Below are 16,893 nucleotides of genomic sequence, written 5' to 3' on the forward strand. Positions count from 1 at the left end.
TCTCAATCAAGCGGCCGACGGTGCGGCGGACTGGACGGCCGTGATCGCGTCGAGGATGGCCTCGCTGGTGGCGGGCGCGCGCAGCGGCGGGTCGCTCTTGTGATTGCCTGCCGCGGACACCGCGTCACGGATGGCATAGAACACAGAGAACGGCAGCAGCAGCGGCGGCTCGCCGACGGCCTTGCTGCGGTGGATCGAGTCCTTGAAGTTGTCGCCTTCGAACAGCTGCACGTTGAACACCGGCGGGCAATCGTTGGCCGTCGGGATCTTGTAGGTGCTCGGCGCGTGCGTGGTGAGCTTGCCGCTTTGCGGATGCCACACCAGTTCCTCGGTCGTGAGCCAACCCATGCCCTGGATGAACGCGCCTTCGACCTGGCCGATGTCGACGGCCGGATTGAGCGAGCGGCCCGCGTCGTGCAGGATGTCGGCGCGCAGCAGCTTCCATTCGCCCGTGAGCGTGTCGATGATGACTTCGCTCACGGCCGCGCCGTAGGCGAAGTAGTAGAAGGGATTGCCCTTCATCTTCTCGCGGTCCCAGCTCAGGCCCGGCGTGGCATAGAAACCGTCGGACCAGAGTTGCACGCGGTCGATGTAAGCCTCGCCGACCAGCGTGGCGAAGTCGATGGTGCGGCCGTTGACCTCGACCTTGTCGTTGGCGAAGCGCACGGCCGAAGCCTCGCCGCCATGGCGTGTGGCCGCGCAGGCTGCGAGGCGCTCGCGGATCTGGCGTGCGGCATCCTGCGCAGCCTTGCCGTTCAGGTCGGCGCCGGTCGATGCGGCGGTTGCCGAGGTGTTGGCGACCTTGGTGGTGTCGGTGGCCGTGGCGCGCACGGACTCGAAGCTCACGCCCAGTTCATGCGCCACGACCTGCGCCACCTTGGTGTTGAGGCCCTGGCCCATTTCGGTGCCGCCGTGGTTCACCAGGATGGAGCCGTCGGTGTACACATGGACGAGCGCGCCGGCCTGGTTGAAGTGCTTGACGTTGAACGAGATACCGAATTTCAACGGGGCCAGCGCCAGGCCGCGCTTGAGCACGGGGCTGGTCGCGTTGAACGCCTCGATCGCCGCGCGGCGCGCGCGGTAGTCGCTGCTGTCTTCGAGCTGGGTGACCAGCTTGTCGATGATGTTGTCGGACACCACCTGGTCGTAGGGCGTGACGTTGCGTTCGGTCTGGCCGTAGAAGTTGGTGCGGCGCACGTCGAGCGGATCGCGTCCCAGCGCGCGGCCCACCGAGTCCATGATGTTCTCGATGGCAATCGCGCCCTGCGGACCGCCGAAGCCGCGGAAGGCCGTGTTGCTCTGCGTGTTGGTCTTGCCCGAAAAGCCGTGCATCGACACGTCCGGCAGCCAGTAGGCATTGTCGAAGTGGCACATGGCGCGGGTCATCACCGGGCCCGACAGGTCGGCCGAGTGGCCAGCGCGCGACACCATCGTGATCTCGGCGCCGAGGATGTGCCCCTCGTCGTCATACCCGACCTCGTATTCATACCAGAAGCAATGGCGACGTCCGGTGATCATGAAGTCGTCGTCGCGGTCGAGCCGCAGCTTGACCGGGCGCTTCAGATGGTTGGCCGCGACGGCAGCCACGCAGGCGAACAGGCCCGACTGCGATTCCTTGCCGCCGAAGCCGCCGCCCATGCGCCTGCATTCGACGTGCACTTCGTTGGCGTGCAGGTGAAGTGCGTGGGCAACCATGTGCTGCATTTCGCTCGGATGCTGCGTCGAGCAATAGACGTGCATCGCGCCGGCTTCCTTGGGGATGGCATAGCTGATCTGCCCTTCCAGGTAGAACTGCTCCTGGCCGCCCACGTCGAAGCTTCCCTTGAGCCGGTGCGGCGCCCGGGCGATGGCAGCCCTGGCGCCGCCTTCGTTCGTGCTGCGGGCCAGGTGCATCGGCGGCAGGACGTACTGGCCTTTTTCGTGGGCCTGCCGCGGCGTCAGCACCGGTGGCTCGGCCTCGATAGTGAGCACGGACTTGGCCTTTGCCGCTGCACGGCGGGCGATGTCGCGCGATTCGGCAATGACCGCGAACACGGGTTGGCCGAGGTGTCGGATGTCGCCGGCGCAAAGGATCGGATCGTCGTGGATGATCGAGCCGCAATCGTTGGTGCCGGGTATGTCCTGGGCGGAGAGAACGGCCACCACGCCGGGGATGGTGCGGATCGCCTCGAGGTTCATGCCCGTCAACCGCCCGTTGGCCACCGGCGACAGGCCCAGTGCGCAATGCAGCGTGCCGGCCAGTTCGGGGATGTCGTCGATGTAGGTGGCCTCGCCGGCAACGTGCAGTTGCGCCGATTCGTGCGGCCTGCTGATGCCGACACGGGCGCCGTCGCCATGGGCCTTGGCTTCCGCGGCCACGTCGATGCGGGCTGCCGCGTTCTTGAGGTAGTCCGCGAATGCCTCCGCGGTTTGCAGCAGGCGGGCGTCGATGGGTTTGTTCACTTTCAGGCTCCTTCAGCAACGACGTGCGGCATCACGCTCCAGACGCTGGTGGCTTCCACCGGCAGGGCGTCCGAGGCGCGCGTTTCGAGCCAGAGGCGCTGGATGAGATTCTGCGCCACCTGCAGCCGATAAGCGGCCGATGCACGCATGTCCGACAGCGGCTTGAAGTCCTGCGCGAGCGCCACCTTTGCCGCGTTCACGCTGGCCTGCGTGAAGGGCTTGCCGAGCAGCGCGGCCTCGGCGCCGGCAGCGCGCTTGACGGTCGCGGCCATGCCGCCGTAGGCCAGCCTCACCTCCTTGACCACCTCGCCGTCGAGTTCGATCGAGAAGCCTGCGCACAACGCCGAAATGTCGCAGTCGAATCGCTTGCTGATCTTGTAGGCGCGCACGCGTCGCGAAGCGACCGACAGCGGCACCGACACCGCCTGCACGAACTCTCCCGGTTCGAGCTTGTTCTTCATGTAGTCGACATAGAACTCGACCAGCGGCATGCGGCGGACCCGGGCGCCCTGGCGCAGCTCGATCTGCGCATCGAGCGCCATCAACACCGGCGGCGAGTCGCCGATGGGCGAGCCGTTGGCGACGTTGCCGCCCATGGTGCCGGCATTGCGGATGGGCGGCGAGGCAAAGCGCAGCCAGACATCCGTCAGGCCTTCGAAGCGCTGCGCCAGGGCGCGCCAGGCGTCTTCGAGCGACGCGCCCGCGCCGATGTAGAGCTCGCCATTGCGTTCGTCGACCGCCTTCATGTCCGCCACGTCGCCGACGAAGATGATGTCGCCGAGATCGCGGAACTGCTTGTTGACCCACAGGCCGACGTCGGTCGAGCCGGCCAGCACCTGGGCGCCCGGCATGCGTTCGCGCAGCGCGGCCAGTTCGGCCAGCGTCTTCGGCGCATGGAAGCGGTCGGTGCGGCCGCCCGCGGTGTTGCTGTATTCGAAGGTGTCTTCGCGTTGCAAGGCGGTCAGCGCCTGCACCACGGGCTGCGTGTCCACCCGCACGGCCGGCAGGTCGAACATGCGCTGGCCCGCGTCGAGGATCGGCCGATAGCCGGTGCAGCGGCAGAGGTTGCCCGACAGCTCGTCGGCCAGTTGCTGGCGCGAGGGCTGGGTGCCGGCGGTCTGGTGATGCTCGTAGCTCGACCAGAGCGACATCACGAAGCCTGGCGTGCAGAAGCCGCATTGCGAACCGTGGCACTCGACCAGCGCCTGCTGCACCGGGTGCAGGCATTGCACCGCATGCTTGCCGTGCTGCTCGGTGTCGACGACCTTGCCGCACTGGCGCTTCAGGTCCTCGACCGTGAACAGCGCCTTGCCGTGCAGGGTGGGCAGGAACTGGATACAGGCGTTGACGGTCTGCAACTGCAGGCCGCCGACGGCGCCGGCAGCGCCAGGAACGGCCAGTTCGCCGATGACCACGGTGCAAGCGCCGCAGTCGCCTTCGTTGCAGCCTTCCTTGGTGCCGGTGCAGCGCGCGTCCTCGCGCAGCCAGTCGAGGACGGTGCGGGTGGGGTGGACATCGGAGACGTCGACAACGCGCCCCTGATGGAAAAAACGGATGGGTTGGGTGCTCATGCTCGTGGGTGCTTGCAAGAAAGACGCCGCAAGTGCGGACTATTGCTCTAACTTAGTGGTTCTTGCGCCCGGCGGAATACGAGTCCAGGAATAAGAAACATCCGTCGGGCGATATGTCACAGCCCCAACTATTCATCAACGATCAAGGCTGGGCAATGGACATTCTGCGCCTGCGCTTTCCGTGGGTACAGGAATTGCGGAGTCGACGCCACCTGTCGTACCGATGCACCGTCAAGGTTCACGTTTTCCCGAACGGTGACCGAAGCAGATTGCTATCGGCACGACATGGCGCAAAGAATTGATGGAGTAAGGGAGGAATTTGAAGATGACTGTCACCTTGGCCGTCCGCCTTGCCGGACTGCGCCACCCCGCCATGGCCGCCTGCTCAGGCAAGGCCACACCTGTTGAAGCACCGCCACTGCGCGCCGGGAACGACGCCTTCGGCTGAGCACGCTCCCGTCTCTCCCATCGACGCCCGTCACTTTTAGAAAAACCATCAGAGAGGAATCGCCATGAGTTCAAGCAGCACCACCACCGGGGGCGCGCCGCCGCGCGGATCGGCGCGGGCAACCAAAGTCCACCCGGTCGACGAAGTCCTGCCAATACCCCTGCTCGCGGCCTATGGCTTCCAGCACGTGCTCGCCTTCTACGCCGGCGCGGTGCTGGTGCCCATCATCCTGGCGAGTGCGCTGAACCTCACGCGCGACCAGTTGATCCACCTGATCAACGCCGACCTCTTCACCTGCGGCATCGCCTCCATCATCCAGGCGTGGGGCATCGGCAAGGTGGGCGTGCGACTGCCGCTGCTGCAAGGCGTGACCTTCACGGCGGTGAGCCCCATGATCGCCATTGGCCTGGGCGCCGGCGGCGGCGTCGACGGGTTGCTCGCCATCTACGGCTCGGTGCTGGTCGGCGGCCTCTTCACGTTCTTCGCGGCCACCTACTTCGCCAAGCTGGTGCGCTTCTTCCCGCCGATCGTGACCGGCTCGGTGATCCTGATCATCGGTGTCGCGCTGCTGCCGGTGGCGGCCAACGACATCGTGGTGGGCAAGGGTCCGTTCGCGATCCAGGACCCGGTACTGCTCAAGAACGTCATGTATGCCTTCGGCACGCTGGCGCTCATCGTGGCCATCCAGCGGCTGTTCCGCGGCTTCATGGCCACCATCGCGGTGTTGATCGGGCTGGTGATCGGCACGCTCGTGGCCTGGGCCATGGGCGACGCGCACTTCGCGGACGTCGCCACGGCGCCGATGCTGGGCTACACCTCGCCCTTCTACTTCGGCATACCGACCTTCAGCTTCACGGCCTGCCTGTCGATGCTGATCGTGATGATGATCACCATGGTCGAAACCACGGGCGACGTGTATGCCACGGGTGAAATCGTGCAGAAGCGGATCCGCGCCGACGACATCGCCCGCGCCATTCGCGCCGACGGCGCCGCCACCTTCCTGGGCGGCATCCTGAACTCGTTCCCCTACACCTGCTTCGCGGAAAACGTCGGCCTGGTGCGCCTGACGCAGATCAAGAGCCGCTGGGTGGTGGTTGCCGCCGGGGTCATCATGATCATCCTGGGTTCGCTGCCGAAGGCCGCTGCCCTGGTGGCCGGCATCCCGCATCCGGTTCTTGGCGGCGCGGCATTGGCCATGTTCGCGGCGGTGGCCGTGGTGGGCGTGCAGACCTTGTCGAAGTGCGACTTCAATGACCATCGCAACATCGTGATCCTGGGCACCAGCCTCGGTCTCGGCATGCTCGTGACGGCGCAGCCCTTCGTGGCCGGCGCGTTCCCGAAGTGGGCGGAAATCGTGTTCGGCAGCGGCATCACGCTGGGCGCCTTGTCGGCGATCTTCCTGAACATCCTGTTCAACCATACCGGCGGCAGCCCGCACACCGCGGTGGCCGGCGTCCCGGGCAACCTGGTGGGTCTGGACCAGGTCAATTCGATGTCCCGCGCCGAGTTCACCAAGACCTTTGGCGGCCTGGTTGAAAACACGCCGTGGGTTCTGGATGCAGCCTACGCGCGCAGGCCCTTCGCCAACACCCTCGCGCTGCGCTCCGCCTTCCAGGACGCCTTGCTGACCGGCACCAAGGAAGAGCAGCTGGAACTGATGAACTCGTTCGCCGACCTCGGCAGCGAGGGCGACGCGCACAACGCCTACCTGCTGGACCACGCCGACGCGGGCATGAGCGGCATGGAGGAAAAGGATCACGAGGAAGTGCTTGAACTCGCGATCGCCTATCGCAAGCAGTTCGGCTTTCCGCTGATCGTCTGCGCCAAGGAAGTGGAGCGCTACGAACGCGTGATCGCCAACGGCTGGCATCGGATGGCCAATTCAACGGGGGTGGAGCGATCGGCTGGGCTGATCGAGATTGCCAAGATCGCCAATCATCGTTTCAACGAGTTGGTTGCCAACGCCAACCCGATCGGAACGGCCCGGGCACAAGCGTTTGCAAAGGCACACGCACACGGACACTAAAAAAGTTCTTGGTTGAGCAGAGCCGCATCACTGCGGCCTTCAGAGTGCATCGCGCAAGTGATGCACTTTTTTTTGCTTCCAGCGGCCTTGCTGCACTGCTGCCCCATCAGTTTTCCAGCACGACGGCGAGCGCGGCGGTTCGCGTTCGGTAGCAACCTCTGAACCGCTTTTGCCGGTCCGTAGGGTGCGCCTCCTTGAGAGGCTGAGGGCCGCGGCTCCGAGCCCGCAGCAGGCTTGGACGGCCCGCAAGAGCAGCCGCCTCTGGCGGCCGCCCGAAGCGCGGAAGGCGCTTCGGGGGTGGGTCAGGCTTCAGCGAACAGGTCTGTCATCACTTGACGCAGCCAGCGGTGCGCCGGGTCGGCTTCGAAGCGCTTGCTCCAGTGCAGTGAAACGCTGAAGTTGCGCAGTGGGAATGCCGGCTCAACGATCGCGTAGCCGCCCTGTTCCTCGACGAAGCCGCGCGCGATATTGCGCGGCATCACCACTGCGAGGTCGGTGGCGCGCACGATCGCGGGCAGTACCATGAAGTGCTCGGTCGTCAGCCGCACGCGGTCGTCGAGCTTGAGCAGATGCAGGATGCGCAGCGTGTCCGCATGAGTGCGCACCGCGACGTACTCGAGCCTGCGCAAGGCTTCGAGCAGGGCCGCGCCAGCACGTGTGCGCTGCTGCACGAACGGGTGGCCTTCGCGCAGCAGCACGATGTAGCGGTCCTTCAGCAGCAGCGTGCGCTGCGTGTCCTTCACTTGCGGCAGGAAACCGAAGGCGAAGTCGAGGCGTCCGCTGTCGAGCGCGCCGCCGATGTCGGCCTGCAGCAGCGGCAACGTCTCGATGCCCACGGCCGGCGCCAGTTCGCCCAGGCGCGCCATCAAGGGCGGCAGGAAGCGGCCTTCGCCGATGTCGCTCATGTGGATGCGGAATCGCTTGGACGATGCGGCGGGGTCGAAGCGCTCGGGTTCGTCGAGCGCCTGCTGCAGCGTCCTCAGCGCGGCGCGTACCGCCACGGCCAGCCGGTCGGCGCGCGGCGTGGGCGCCACGCCCCCGGGAGCGCGCACGAACAGCGCGTCCTGCAGCAGTGTGCGCAGGCGACCCAGCCCATGGCTGGCGGCGGGCTGCGTGAGGCCCAGCGACTCGGCCGCGCGGCTCACGCTGCGGGCGCTGTAGACCGCGTCGAACAAACGCAGCAGGTTGAGGTCGAGCGCGTCGATATGCATGAAATGCATGTTACTTAGTTCGAATCATTTATTGAACGACGGGCGCGAGCCTCGCACACTCCGTCCGGCGCTACGCCGATCCAACAGTCGAGAAGGAGACAACTTGATGATGCGCGAGTTCAAGAGCGGCAAGCGCCCCGGCTACACCATGGCCATGGCCGGGGCCGTCTCGCAGGTTCCGGTCGAGGACCTCGACACCCTCGCCTACTACATCGCACGCTTTCCCGCCTCGCCGGCCGGCAAGTAAGCGGAGGAGCACCCGATGGAAGTTTCCTTCAGCAAGGAGATCGAAGCATTACGCCTGGGCACGGGCGACACCTTCCATGGCGAGGGCATCCTGGCCATCACCAAGGGGCTGCTGCAGTCCGGCGTGTCCTACGTGGGCGGCTACCAGGGCGCGCCGGTGTCGCACCTGCTCGACGTGATGGTGCAGGCCAAGCCGTACATGGACGAACTGGGCGTGCATGTGGAGGCATGTTCCAACGAAGCCTCTGCCGCCGCGATGCTGGGCGCATCGATCCACTACCCGCTGCGCGGCGCGGTCACCTGGAAGTCGATCGTCGGCACCAACGTGGCGGCAGATGCGCTGTCCAACCTGTCGTCGCCGGGCGTGACGGGCGGGGTGCTGATCGTCGTCGGCGAGGACTACGGCGAGGGCGCCAGCGTGATCCAGGAGCGCACGCATGCCTATGCGCTGAAGTCGAGCATGTGCCTGCTCGATCCACGGCCGGATCTCGGCCGGATGGTCGACATGGTCGAGCACGGCTTCCGCCTGTCGGAGCAATCGAACATGCCCTGCATGATGGAGCTGCGCATCCGCACTTGCCATGTGCGCGGCAGCTTCGAATGCAGGGACAACATCGCGCCGAGAATTTCCACGCGTGCGCTGATGAGCGAGCCGGCCGGCTTCGACTACATGCGGCTCGCGCATCCGCCGGTGACCTTCCGCCACGAAAAACTCAAGGGCGACGAGCGGCTGCCCGCCGCACGTCGCTACATCGTCGAGCACGGGCTCAACGAACTGATGCCCGGCGAGCATGCGGATCTGGGCATCGTGGTGCAGGGCGGGCTCTACAACGCGCTCATCCGCGGCCTGCAGCAACTCGGCCTCGCCGATGCCTTCGGCGACAGCGTGATCCCGCTGCTGGTGCTCAACGTGACCTGTCCGCTGGTGCCGGAACAACTGGCCGAGTTCTGCGTGGACAAACGTGCAGTGCTGGTGGTGGAGGAAGGCCAGCCGGAATACATCGAGCAGGAGCTGGCGACGCTGCTGCGCCGGCGCGACATCCAGACACCGCTGCATGGCAAGGACATGCTGCAGGCGGCCGGCGAATACGGCGTGGAAGTGCTGGCCACGGGCCTTGCAGCTTTCGCGGCGAAGTGGCTGCCCGGCCATGCGCTGGATTCGGCGCAAGGATGGCTGGCCGGCAACAAGTCGCGCCGCGCCGCCGTCGCCGCCCAGCTCGAAGCGCCGCTGCCCAACCGCCCACCCAGCTTCTGCATCGGCTGCCCGGAGCGGCCGGTGTTTTCCGCGCTCAAGCTTGCGCAACTCGACAACGGCCCGGTGCACATCGCGGCGGACATCGGCTGCCATGCTTTCGGCACCTTCGAGCCCTTCTCGATGGGCCATTCGATCCTCGGCTACGGCATGAGCCTGGCCAGCCGTGCCGGCGTCTCGCCGATGATGAACCGGCGCGCGCTGTCGATCATGGGCGACGGCGGCTTCTGGCACAACGGGCTGCTCACCGGCGTGCAGAGCGCGCTCTTCAACGGCGACGATGCGGTGCTGTTGATCTTCAAGAACGGCTACACCTCGGCCACCGGAACCCAGGACATCATCTCGACGCCCGACGACGACATGAAGGCCCGCGCGGTCGACAAGCTGCAGAGCATGGTCGCGCAGAACCAGACCATCGAGACCACCCTCAAGGGCCTGGGCGTGCAGTGGATGCGCACCGTCCACACCTACCGCGTCGACAGGATGCGCGCGACGCTCAACGAAGCCTTCACCAGCGACTACAACGGCCTCAAGGTGATCGTCGCCGAAGGTGAATGCCAGCTCGAACGCCAGCGCCGCATCAAGCCCTGGCTCGCAAGCCTGCTGCAGCGCGGCGAACGCGTGGTGCGGGTGAAGTACGGCGTCGATGAGGACGTGTGCAACGGCGACCATGCCTGCATCCGCCTGTCGGGCTGCCCGACGCTGACGCTGAAGGACAACCCCGATCCGCTCAAGGTGGACCCGGTGGCCGTGGTGATCGACGGCTGCGTGGGCTGCGGCCTGTGCGGCGAGAACGCGCATGCGGCCACGCTATGCCCCAGCTTCTACCGGGCCGAGGTGGTGCAGAACCCGAAGTGGCATGAGCGCCTGCTGCATGAATGGCGCGCGCGCGTCCTGCGCTGGCTTCAACCGGCGCAGCCGCGCACGACACGGGTGCAGCCATCATGAACCGGACATCGCCGATCACCCTGCTGATCTGCGCCCTGGGCGGCGAAGGCGGCGGCGTGCTGACCGAATGGCTGGTCGACGTTGCGCGCCATGCCGGCTACGCGGCGCAGAGCACGTCGATCCCCGGTGTGGCGCAGCGCACGGGCGCGACCACCTACTACCTCGAGGTGTTCCCCACGCCGCTCGCACAACTCGGCGGCCGACGCCCGGTGTTCAGCCTGAGCCCGGTGCCGGGCACGCTGGACGCGATCGTCTCGTCGGAACTGCTGGAGACGGCGCGGCAGATCGGCAACGGCATGGCCGTGCCGCAGCGCACGCTGGTCATCACATCGTCCGCGCGCACGCTGACGACCGCGGAGCGCATGCAGCCCGGCGACGGGCGCGCGGATGCGCAGCGCCTGCTCGACACGGTGAAGTGCTTCAGCCGCGAGCACCATGTGTTCGACATGGCTGCAGTGGCGCGCGAATGCGGCACGGTGGTGAGCGCAGTGATGCTCGGCGCGATCGCTGGCAGCGGCTTGCTTCCCTTTCCGCGCGAGGCCTACGAGGCGGTGGTCCGCGGACGCGACACCGAGGCGCCGGAGAAGGTCGACAAGATGGCCGCCGCGAGCCTGCGTGGCTTTGCCCGGGCATTCGACGCGGTCAGCACGCCGCGCGCGCAGGCCGCGCTGGTGACCAGCCTGCTGGCCACGCAGGAGCCCGATGGATCGGCGCCCTCGCCACTGCCGGACGACCTGGCATCGGCCTTTCCGCAGCCTGTGCACGCGATGCTGGCGCTGGGCCATGCGCGGCTGCTCGACTACCAGGACGCCGGCTATGCCGCGCTCTACATCGAGCGCCTGCAGAGAGTGCTGGCCACCGAGCGGGCCGCCGACCCGGCCGGCGCCAACGCCTTCGCCATCACGCGCGAGATGGCGCGCTGGCTGGCGCTGTGGATGGCCTTCGACGACATCGTGCGCGTGGCCGAACTCAAGAGTCGTGCGAGTCGCATCCGCCGCGTGCATGCGGAGGTGAAGGCCGGGCCGGACGACATCGTCCGCATGTACGACCACTTCAAGCCCGGCGCGGCCGAGTTGGCGGCACTGTTGCCGCTGGCGCTGGCCCATCGCCTGATCGCATGGGACCGCGGGCGCCAGGCGAAGGGGAAGGCGCCCTGGGCCGTGCCCCTGAAGATCGGCGCGCATTCGATCCTGGGCATGGCATCGCTGCGTTTTCTGGCCTCGCTGCGCGGCTTGCGCGAGCGCGGCAGCCGCTTTGCCGACGAGCAGGCACTGATCGACCGCTGGCTGGCCGCGGTGGTGGCGGGCACGCGCAACAACTGGCGGCTCGGCCATGAGATTGCCCTGTGCGGCCGGCTCATCAAGGGCTACGGCAGCACCAACGAACGCGGCAAGGCGAACCTGCTGCACGTGATCAACCACCTGGCCAGCGAACCGCTGCCTCACTGCACAAGCACCAAGCGCGCCGACGCCATTGCCGCCGCGCGCACCGCGGCGCTGGCCGATGACGCCGGCATCGCGCTCGATGCCGCACTGGTGCGCCACGGCGCGCCGCCACGCCCCGTGGTGGCGCAGCCGATACGGTGGATGAAGCGCCAAGCCCAGCCGAGGTGAGGGGTACGGCAAGGGCGCGGGATTCAACGCAGCCGGGTTTGGGGGGCTCGTCGCCAGCACCGCTTAGGGCGGCGCGGCCATCACGAGGATGGCTGCTTGACCCCCGGCGTGGAAGCCTGCACGAGACCGAGGTCGTCGATGTCCTTGCACACGATGTCGATGGTGTTCTGCAAACGGCGCACGTTGCCAACGAAATAGCTGGCGGATGCTTCTGCCCGTCGACGGAACTCGGCCGCAGTGAAGTAGCCGCGCGCGGCCAGCGCGAGAATGTCCCCTCGGTCGTTCCCCTCGAAGCGGCCCAGCTTTGAGACCCCGACGTCCACCGGGGCAAGTACCCTCAGCCTCACGACACGCTGCTCGTTTCCGATGCCGACCCACTCCTGAGAGTCATCCTCGTAGTCCTCATGCATCGGACCGAGCGTGGGAGAGTAGGTGGTGTCGAAAAACAGCTGAGTGGGCTTGCCGGTGGCGTCCACAAAGTCGACGATCAGGTCGTTGTAATCGAGTGCCATCCGCCGCGAGAAACTCGCGTCCACGTCCCTGGTGACGCGAGTGCCGCAGTAGTAGTTCACTGCCATTCCGCCTGCCAGGTACATGATGATCGGCGGGCCCTGGTACGAGTTCTGACGAAGCGTTGCGTCGATCCTGTCGAGCATCGTCGACAGCGCCGCCGCCAGCTCAGGGGTGGCGTGATTCATGGGCGATCCTGGTTTTCAGCATGCTGTCGAAACGGCTGCAATTGAACTCTGCCGCCCTTGCGCGCTCGGCAAAGTGGCCGACCGAACCCGGGGAGAGCTCTTCGGCGACACGGAAGAGCCCGTCCTCGTGGCCGTACCAGTAGCCTCCTGCGAGAAAAAGCGCTGTCGCGACGACCTCGTCGCGGCTGACGAGGCCGCTCTTCGCAAGCTGCACCCACGCATCCACATCAAAGTCGTGGCGTTGCGAAGCGCCAAACGCCAGGAGGTGCTCTTCGTGGTCTCGATTCATCCGCCAATGGTAAGGGGAGATCCAGGCGCCTCGCACGGCGCGGGGCTCCCCGAGTGCGGCGCGGGCGGTCCGGCACGCGTAACTTTTCGGACTCACATCCCACAGGTAAACGCGGATATACGCCACCCTCACCTTCTTATAAAACATAACTTGATTCCAGCCCGCTTCCATTGCATCCGTTCACCAGGAGACACCGATGACGCGCCACCGATTCAGCACACTCGCGCTTGCCGCCGCGCTCGCCGCCTGCACCTGGAGCGCGCAGGCGCAGGACAAGCCGGTGAACCTCAAGATGTCGAGCTGGGTGCCGGCGCAGCATCCGCTCAACCCGTCGCTGATCGCCTGGGCCGAGGACATCAAGAAAGCATCGGGCGGCACCATCACGGCGACGCTGTTCCCGTCGGAGCAACTGGGCAAGGCCTTCGACCACTACGACATGGCGCGCGACGGCATCGCCGACTTCGCCTACATCAACCCCGGCTACCAGCCGGGCCGCTTCCCGATCATGGCTGGCGCCTCGCTGCCCTTCCTGTTCTCGAATGCCAAGGGCGGCTCGGCCGCCATCGACGCCTGGTACCGCAACTACGCCGCGAAGGAAATGAAGGACGTGAAGTACTGCTTCGCCTTCGTGCACGACCCCGGCACTTTCCACTCGCGCAAGAAGATCCTGCTTCCCACCGACATCAAGGGCATGAAGATCCGCCCTGCCACCAGCACCATCGGCCAGATGGTCACCTCGCTGGGCGGCACCAACGTGCAGGCCTCTGCGCCGGAGTCGCGCGACATGCTGGAGCGCGGCGTGGCCGATGCCATCACTTTCCCGTGGGGCTCGATCGGCCTGTTCGGCATCGACAAGGTGGTCAACTTCCACATGGACGTGCCGCTCTACGTCACGCCCTTCGTCTGGGCCATGAACAAGGACAAGTACGACGGCATGTCGCCCGCGCAGAAGAAGGTGATCGACGACCACTGCACCAGCGAATGGGCCGAGAAGGTCGCCTCGCCCTGGGCGGACTTCGAGTTTGCCGGCCGCGCCAAGATCGCGGCGCTGCCCGGGCACGAGGTGTACAAGCTCACGCCCGAGCAACTCGATGCATGGCGCAAGGCCGTCGCGCCCGGCGAGGCGCAATGGGCCGAAGGCGTGAAGAAGGCGGGCGGCGATCCGAAGGCGGCCATGGATGCGTTGAAGGCCAGCCTGGCGAAATCCGGCGCGGCACTTTGATGCTCGGGGAACAGTCTTCCTCTCTCGCCGGGGGAGGCGTGGGGTTGGGGCACGCTGCGGTTGATAGCCCAGGCTGCGTGCCCTCATCCCAACCTTCTCCCAGGGGGAGAAGGAGCAAGACATCATGAGCACGCGCTCGACCAACGTGATGGATCGCATGATCAACACGATCGAATGGCTCGCGGCCATGTTCGTGGGGATCGTGGCGCTGAACATCTTCATCGCGGTGGTCCTGCGCAAGTTCTTCAACACCTCCATCCCCGACGCCTACGACTTCGGCCGCATGCTGCTGGGCATCCTGATCTTCTGGGGCATCGCGGCGACGAGCTATCGCGGCGGGCACATCACGGTCGACCTGGTGTGGACCGCGGCCGGCCCGCGCATGAAGCGAGTGATCGACGTGTTCGCGACGCTGGTGCTGCTGTTCGTGGTGGCGGTGCAGACCGCCATGCTGTTCGACAAGGTGCGCGGCACCTATGCCGACAACGTGCAGACCTACGACCTCAACATCCCGACCTGGCCCTTCTATGCGGTGGCATGGTTCGGCGATGTCTGCGCGGTCGTGTTGATTGCCATCCGGACGTATCGCCTCATCTTCCAGCCCGAGTTGCTGGTCGAGGAGACACCGGAGCAGAAGGCGGATTGATGGGCATCGCCGCACCACGCCAGCTTGGAGCCACATGAGCACGGATGCGATCGCGGTTCTCGGCTTCGTGGTGCTTTTCGCATTGATGCTGCTGCGTGTGCCGGTCGGCATGGCGATGGGCCTGGTGGGCGTGGTCGGCTACAGCTGGATCGTCGGCCCCGGCCCTGCCCTCAAGCTGGTGGGCCAGACCTCGATGCGCACCGTCACCGACTACACCTTCGGCGTGATCCCCATGTTCATGCTGATGGGCGCGCTGGTGTCGGTGTCGGGCGTGAGCCGTGAACTGTTCAAGGCGGCCAACTCCTTGATCGGGCATTTGCGCGGCGGGCTCGGCGTGGCCACGGTGCTGGCCTGCGGCGGCTTCGCGGCGATCTGCGGTTCCTCGGTGGCGACGGCCGCGACCTTCTCGGCCGTGGCCTATCCGGAGATGCGGCGCTTCAACTATCCGCAGTCCTTCTCCACCGGGGTGATCGCGGCCGGCGGCACGCTGGGCGCGATCCTGCCGCCGTCGACCGTGCTGGCGGTCTACGCCATCCTCACGCAGCAGGACATCGGCAAGCTGTTCATGGCCGGGGTCATGCCCGGCATCCTGGCGATGACGATGTACGTGCTGACCATCGCGCTCATCGTGCGCGTGCGGCCCGACTGGCTGCCCGCTGGCGAGCACAAGCCGTGGTCGGAGCGGCTGGTGGACCTCAAGGCGGTGTGGGCGCCGCTGGTGCTGTTCGTGTTCGTGATCGGCGGGCTCTACGGCGGCTTCTTCACGCCCACCGAAGCCGGCGGCGTCGGCGCGAGCGGCGCCTTCATCCTGGGCCTGCTGCGCCGCAAGCTCGACGGGCCGAAGATCCGCGAAGCCCTGCTCTCCGCCACGCGCACGGCCGCGGCCGTGTTCACCGTGCTGATCGGCGCGCTGCTGTTCGGCTACTTCCTTACCGTCACGCAGAGCCCGCAGAAGCTCACCGGGTTCCTCACCGGCCTGGGCATCGGCCGCTACGGCGTGCTGGCGCTCATCATGCTCATGTACCTGGTGCTGGGCTGCCTGATGGATGCGATGGCGATGATCATCCTGACCGTGCCGATCATCTTCCCGGTGATCGTGGCGCTGGGCTTCGACCCGATCTGGTTCGGCGTGATCATCGTGATGACGGTGGAGCTGGGGCTGATCCATCCGCCGGTGGGCATGAACGTCTTCGTCATCAAGAGCGTGGTGAAGGACGTCAGCTTCACCACCATCTTCAAGGGCGTGTTGCCCTTCATCGCGACGGACATATTGCGCTTGATCATCCTGATCGCTTTCCCGATCATTGCGCTATGGCTGCCGACCAGAATGAGATAGGCCTCTCGCGCTCGCAACTATTGCGAGCTTGCGCGGGTGCTGTCGCGTGCGCTGCCCTACCCTTTCACGTTGCAGCCCACACATCCGCAACGAACACGCGCATGAACACCCGCCCCATTCCCTCGACCCAGGAAGCCCTGCCCGTCATCGGCTGTGGCACCTGGCTCGGCTTCGACTACTCGCCAGGCACGGCCGAATACGCGCGCTTGCCGGGCGTGCTCGACGCCCTGTTCGACGCCGGCGGCCGCGTCGTCGACAGTTCCCCGATGTACGGCCGCGCCGAGGCCAACACGGGCGACCTGCTGGCCGCCGCGAAGACCCGCGACAAGGCCTTCCTCGCAACCAAGGTGTGGACGAGCGGGCGCGAGGCCGGCATTGCGCAGATGGAGCAATCCTTCGCCCGCCTGAAGACGCAGCATATGGACCTGATGCAGGTGCACAACCTGGTCGACTGGCGCACGCACCTGGCCACGCTGCGCGACTGGAAGGCGCAAGGCCGCGTGCGCTACCTCGGCGTCACGCACTACACCGCGTCGGCCTACGGGGAAGTCGAAGCGGTGCTGCGCGCGGAGAAGCTGGACTTCCTGCAGATCAACTATTCGCTCGACGAACGCGCGGCGGAGAAACGCCTGCTGCCGCTCGCGGCCGAGCGCGGCGTGGCGGTGATCGTGAACATGCCTTTCGGCGGTGGCGGCCTGCTGCGCCGGCTGCGCGACAAGCCGCTGCCGGCCTGGGCCGCGGAGATCGGCTGCACGAGCTGGGCGCAGGTGCTGCTCAAGTTCGTGCTGAGCCATCCGTCGGTGACCTGCACCATCCCCGGCACCAGCCGGCCGGAACACATGGCCGAGAACGCGAAGGCGGGCATGGGCGTGGTGCCCGATGCCGCCTTCTGGAAGCAGCACGCGGCGGACCTGCCTTCGTAGGGAGCCTCTGGCGCCGGCCATC

Annotated in this window: 14 protein-coding genes; 9 read left to right on the forward strand and 5 right to left on the reverse strand. The window is 66.5% G+C overall.

The genetic code is table 11. The features are described from left to right. Window positions 1-6: 6 nt before the first annotated feature. Window positions 7-2,442, reverse strand: a complete 2,436-nt coding sequence (xdhB, locus tag HB681_RS26605) for a xanthine dehydrogenase molybdopterin binding subunit (RefSeq protein ID WP_213957884.1) — start codon at window positions 2,440-2,442, stop codon at window positions 7-9. 2 nt (window positions 2,443-2,444) lie between these two features. After that, a complete protein-coding gene (gene xdhA / locus HB681_RS26610; protein ID WP_213957885.1) occupies window positions 2,445-4,013 on the reverse strand; it encodes a xanthine dehydrogenase small subunit in 1,569 nt (522 codons plus the stop codon). Window positions 4,014-4,338: 325 nt separating this feature from the next. On the opposite strand from xdhA, the gene HB681_RS38365 reads away from it, so the two are divergent. Together HB681_RS38365 and HB681_RS26615 are read left to right on the forward strand one after the other, a co-directional pair. Beyond that, window positions 4,339-4,461, forward strand: a complete 123-nt coding sequence (locus HB681_RS38365) for a hypothetical protein (protein ID WP_256353920.1) — start codon at window positions 4,339-4,341, stop codon at window positions 4,459-4,461. Window positions 4,462-4,525: 64 nt separating this feature from the next. Next, entirely contained in the window at window positions 4,526-6,487 is a 1,962-nt protein-coding gene (locus HB681_RS26615; RefSeq protein ID WP_213957886.1) for a solute carrier family 23 protein, read from the forward strand. A 302-nt stretch (window positions 6,488-6,789) separates the two neighbouring features. On the opposite strand, the gene HB681_RS26620 is transcribed toward HB681_RS26615, so the two are convergent. Beyond that, entirely contained in the window at window positions 6,790-7,707 is a 918-nt protein-coding gene (locus HB681_RS26620) for a LysR family transcriptional regulator (RefSeq protein WP_213957887.1), read from the reverse strand. A gap of 97 nt (window positions 7,708-7,804) precedes the next feature. Between HB681_RS26620 and HB681_RS26625 the strand changes: the two genes are divergently transcribed. The 3 genes from HB681_RS26625 to HB681_RS26635 are packed head-to-tail and all read left to right on the forward strand — an operon-like array spanning window position 7,805 to window position 11,757. Next, entirely contained in the window at window positions 7,805-7,945 is a 141-nt protein-coding gene (locus HB681_RS26625) for a hypothetical protein (RefSeq protein WP_213957888.1), read from the forward strand. A gap of 15 nt (window positions 7,946-7,960) precedes the next feature. Further along, complete coding sequence (locus HB681_RS26630) at window positions 7,961-10,144, forward strand: indolepyruvate ferredoxin oxidoreductase subunit alpha (RefSeq protein ID WP_213957889.1); 2,184 nt, start codon at window positions 7,961-7,963, stop codon at window positions 10,142-10,144. Then, a complete protein-coding gene (locus HB681_RS26635; protein WP_213957890.1) occupies window positions 10,141-11,757 on the forward strand; it encodes an indolepyruvate oxidoreductase subunit beta family protein in 1,617 nt (538 codons plus the stop codon). The genes HB681_RS26630 and HB681_RS26635 overlap by 4 nt, the downstream gene beginning before the upstream one ends. A gap of 80 nt (window positions 11,758-11,837) precedes the next feature. On the opposite strand, the gene HB681_RS26640 is transcribed toward HB681_RS26635, so the two are convergent. Both HB681_RS26640 and HB681_RS26645 read right to left on the reverse strand, forming a co-directional pair. Then, window positions 11,838-12,455: a DUF6036 family nucleotidyltransferase gene (locus HB681_RS26640; RefSeq protein WP_213957891.1), complete on the reverse strand. Its 618-nt coding sequence runs from the start codon at window positions 12,453-12,455 to the stop codon at window positions 11,838-11,840. Then, a complete protein-coding gene (locus HB681_RS26645) occupies window positions 12,436-12,744 on the reverse strand; it encodes a hypothetical protein (RefSeq protein WP_213957892.1) in 309 nt (102 codons plus the stop codon). The genes HB681_RS26640 and HB681_RS26645 overlap by 20 nt, the downstream gene beginning before the upstream one ends. 196 nt (window positions 12,745-12,940) lie before the next feature. On the opposite strand from HB681_RS26645, the gene HB681_RS26650 reads away from it, so the two are divergent. The 4 genes from HB681_RS26650 to HB681_RS26665 all read left to right on the forward strand — a co-directional run bounded on the left by HB681_RS26650 (window position 12,941) and on the right by HB681_RS26665 (window position 16,871). After that, the gene (locus tag HB681_RS26650; protein ID WP_213957893.1) at window positions 12,941-13,966 is read left to right on the forward strand and encodes a TRAP transporter substrate-binding protein; all 1,026 of its coding nucleotides are present in this window, start codon (window positions 12,941-12,943) and stop codon (window positions 13,964-13,966) included. 124 nt (window positions 13,967-14,090) lie between these two features. Beyond that, window positions 14,091-14,612 carry a TRAP transporter small permease gene (locus HB681_RS26655; protein ID WP_256353919.1) on the forward strand — a complete coding sequence of 174 codons (522 nt, stop codon included), beginning with the start codon at window positions 14,091-14,093 and terminating at the stop codon, window positions 14,610-14,612. A 34-nt stretch (window positions 14,613-14,646) separates the two neighbouring features. Then, a complete protein-coding gene (locus HB681_RS26660; protein ID WP_213957894.1) occupies window positions 14,647-15,948 on the forward strand; it encodes a TRAP transporter permease in 1,302 nt (433 codons plus the stop codon). Further along, complete coding sequence (locus HB681_RS26665; RefSeq protein WP_213957895.1) at window positions 15,924-16,871, forward strand: aldo/keto reductase; 948 nt, start codon at window positions 15,924-15,926, stop codon at window positions 16,869-16,871. Before HB681_RS26660 ends, HB681_RS26665 begins: the two co-directional genes overlap by 25 nt. Window positions 16,872-16,893 lie beyond the last annotated feature (22 nt).

Origin of the sequence: Variovorax sp. dw_954, assembly GCF_018449755.1 — a bacterium.
Classification (GTDB): Bacteria; Pseudomonadota; Gammaproteobacteria; order Burkholderiales; family Burkholderiaceae_C; genus Variovorax.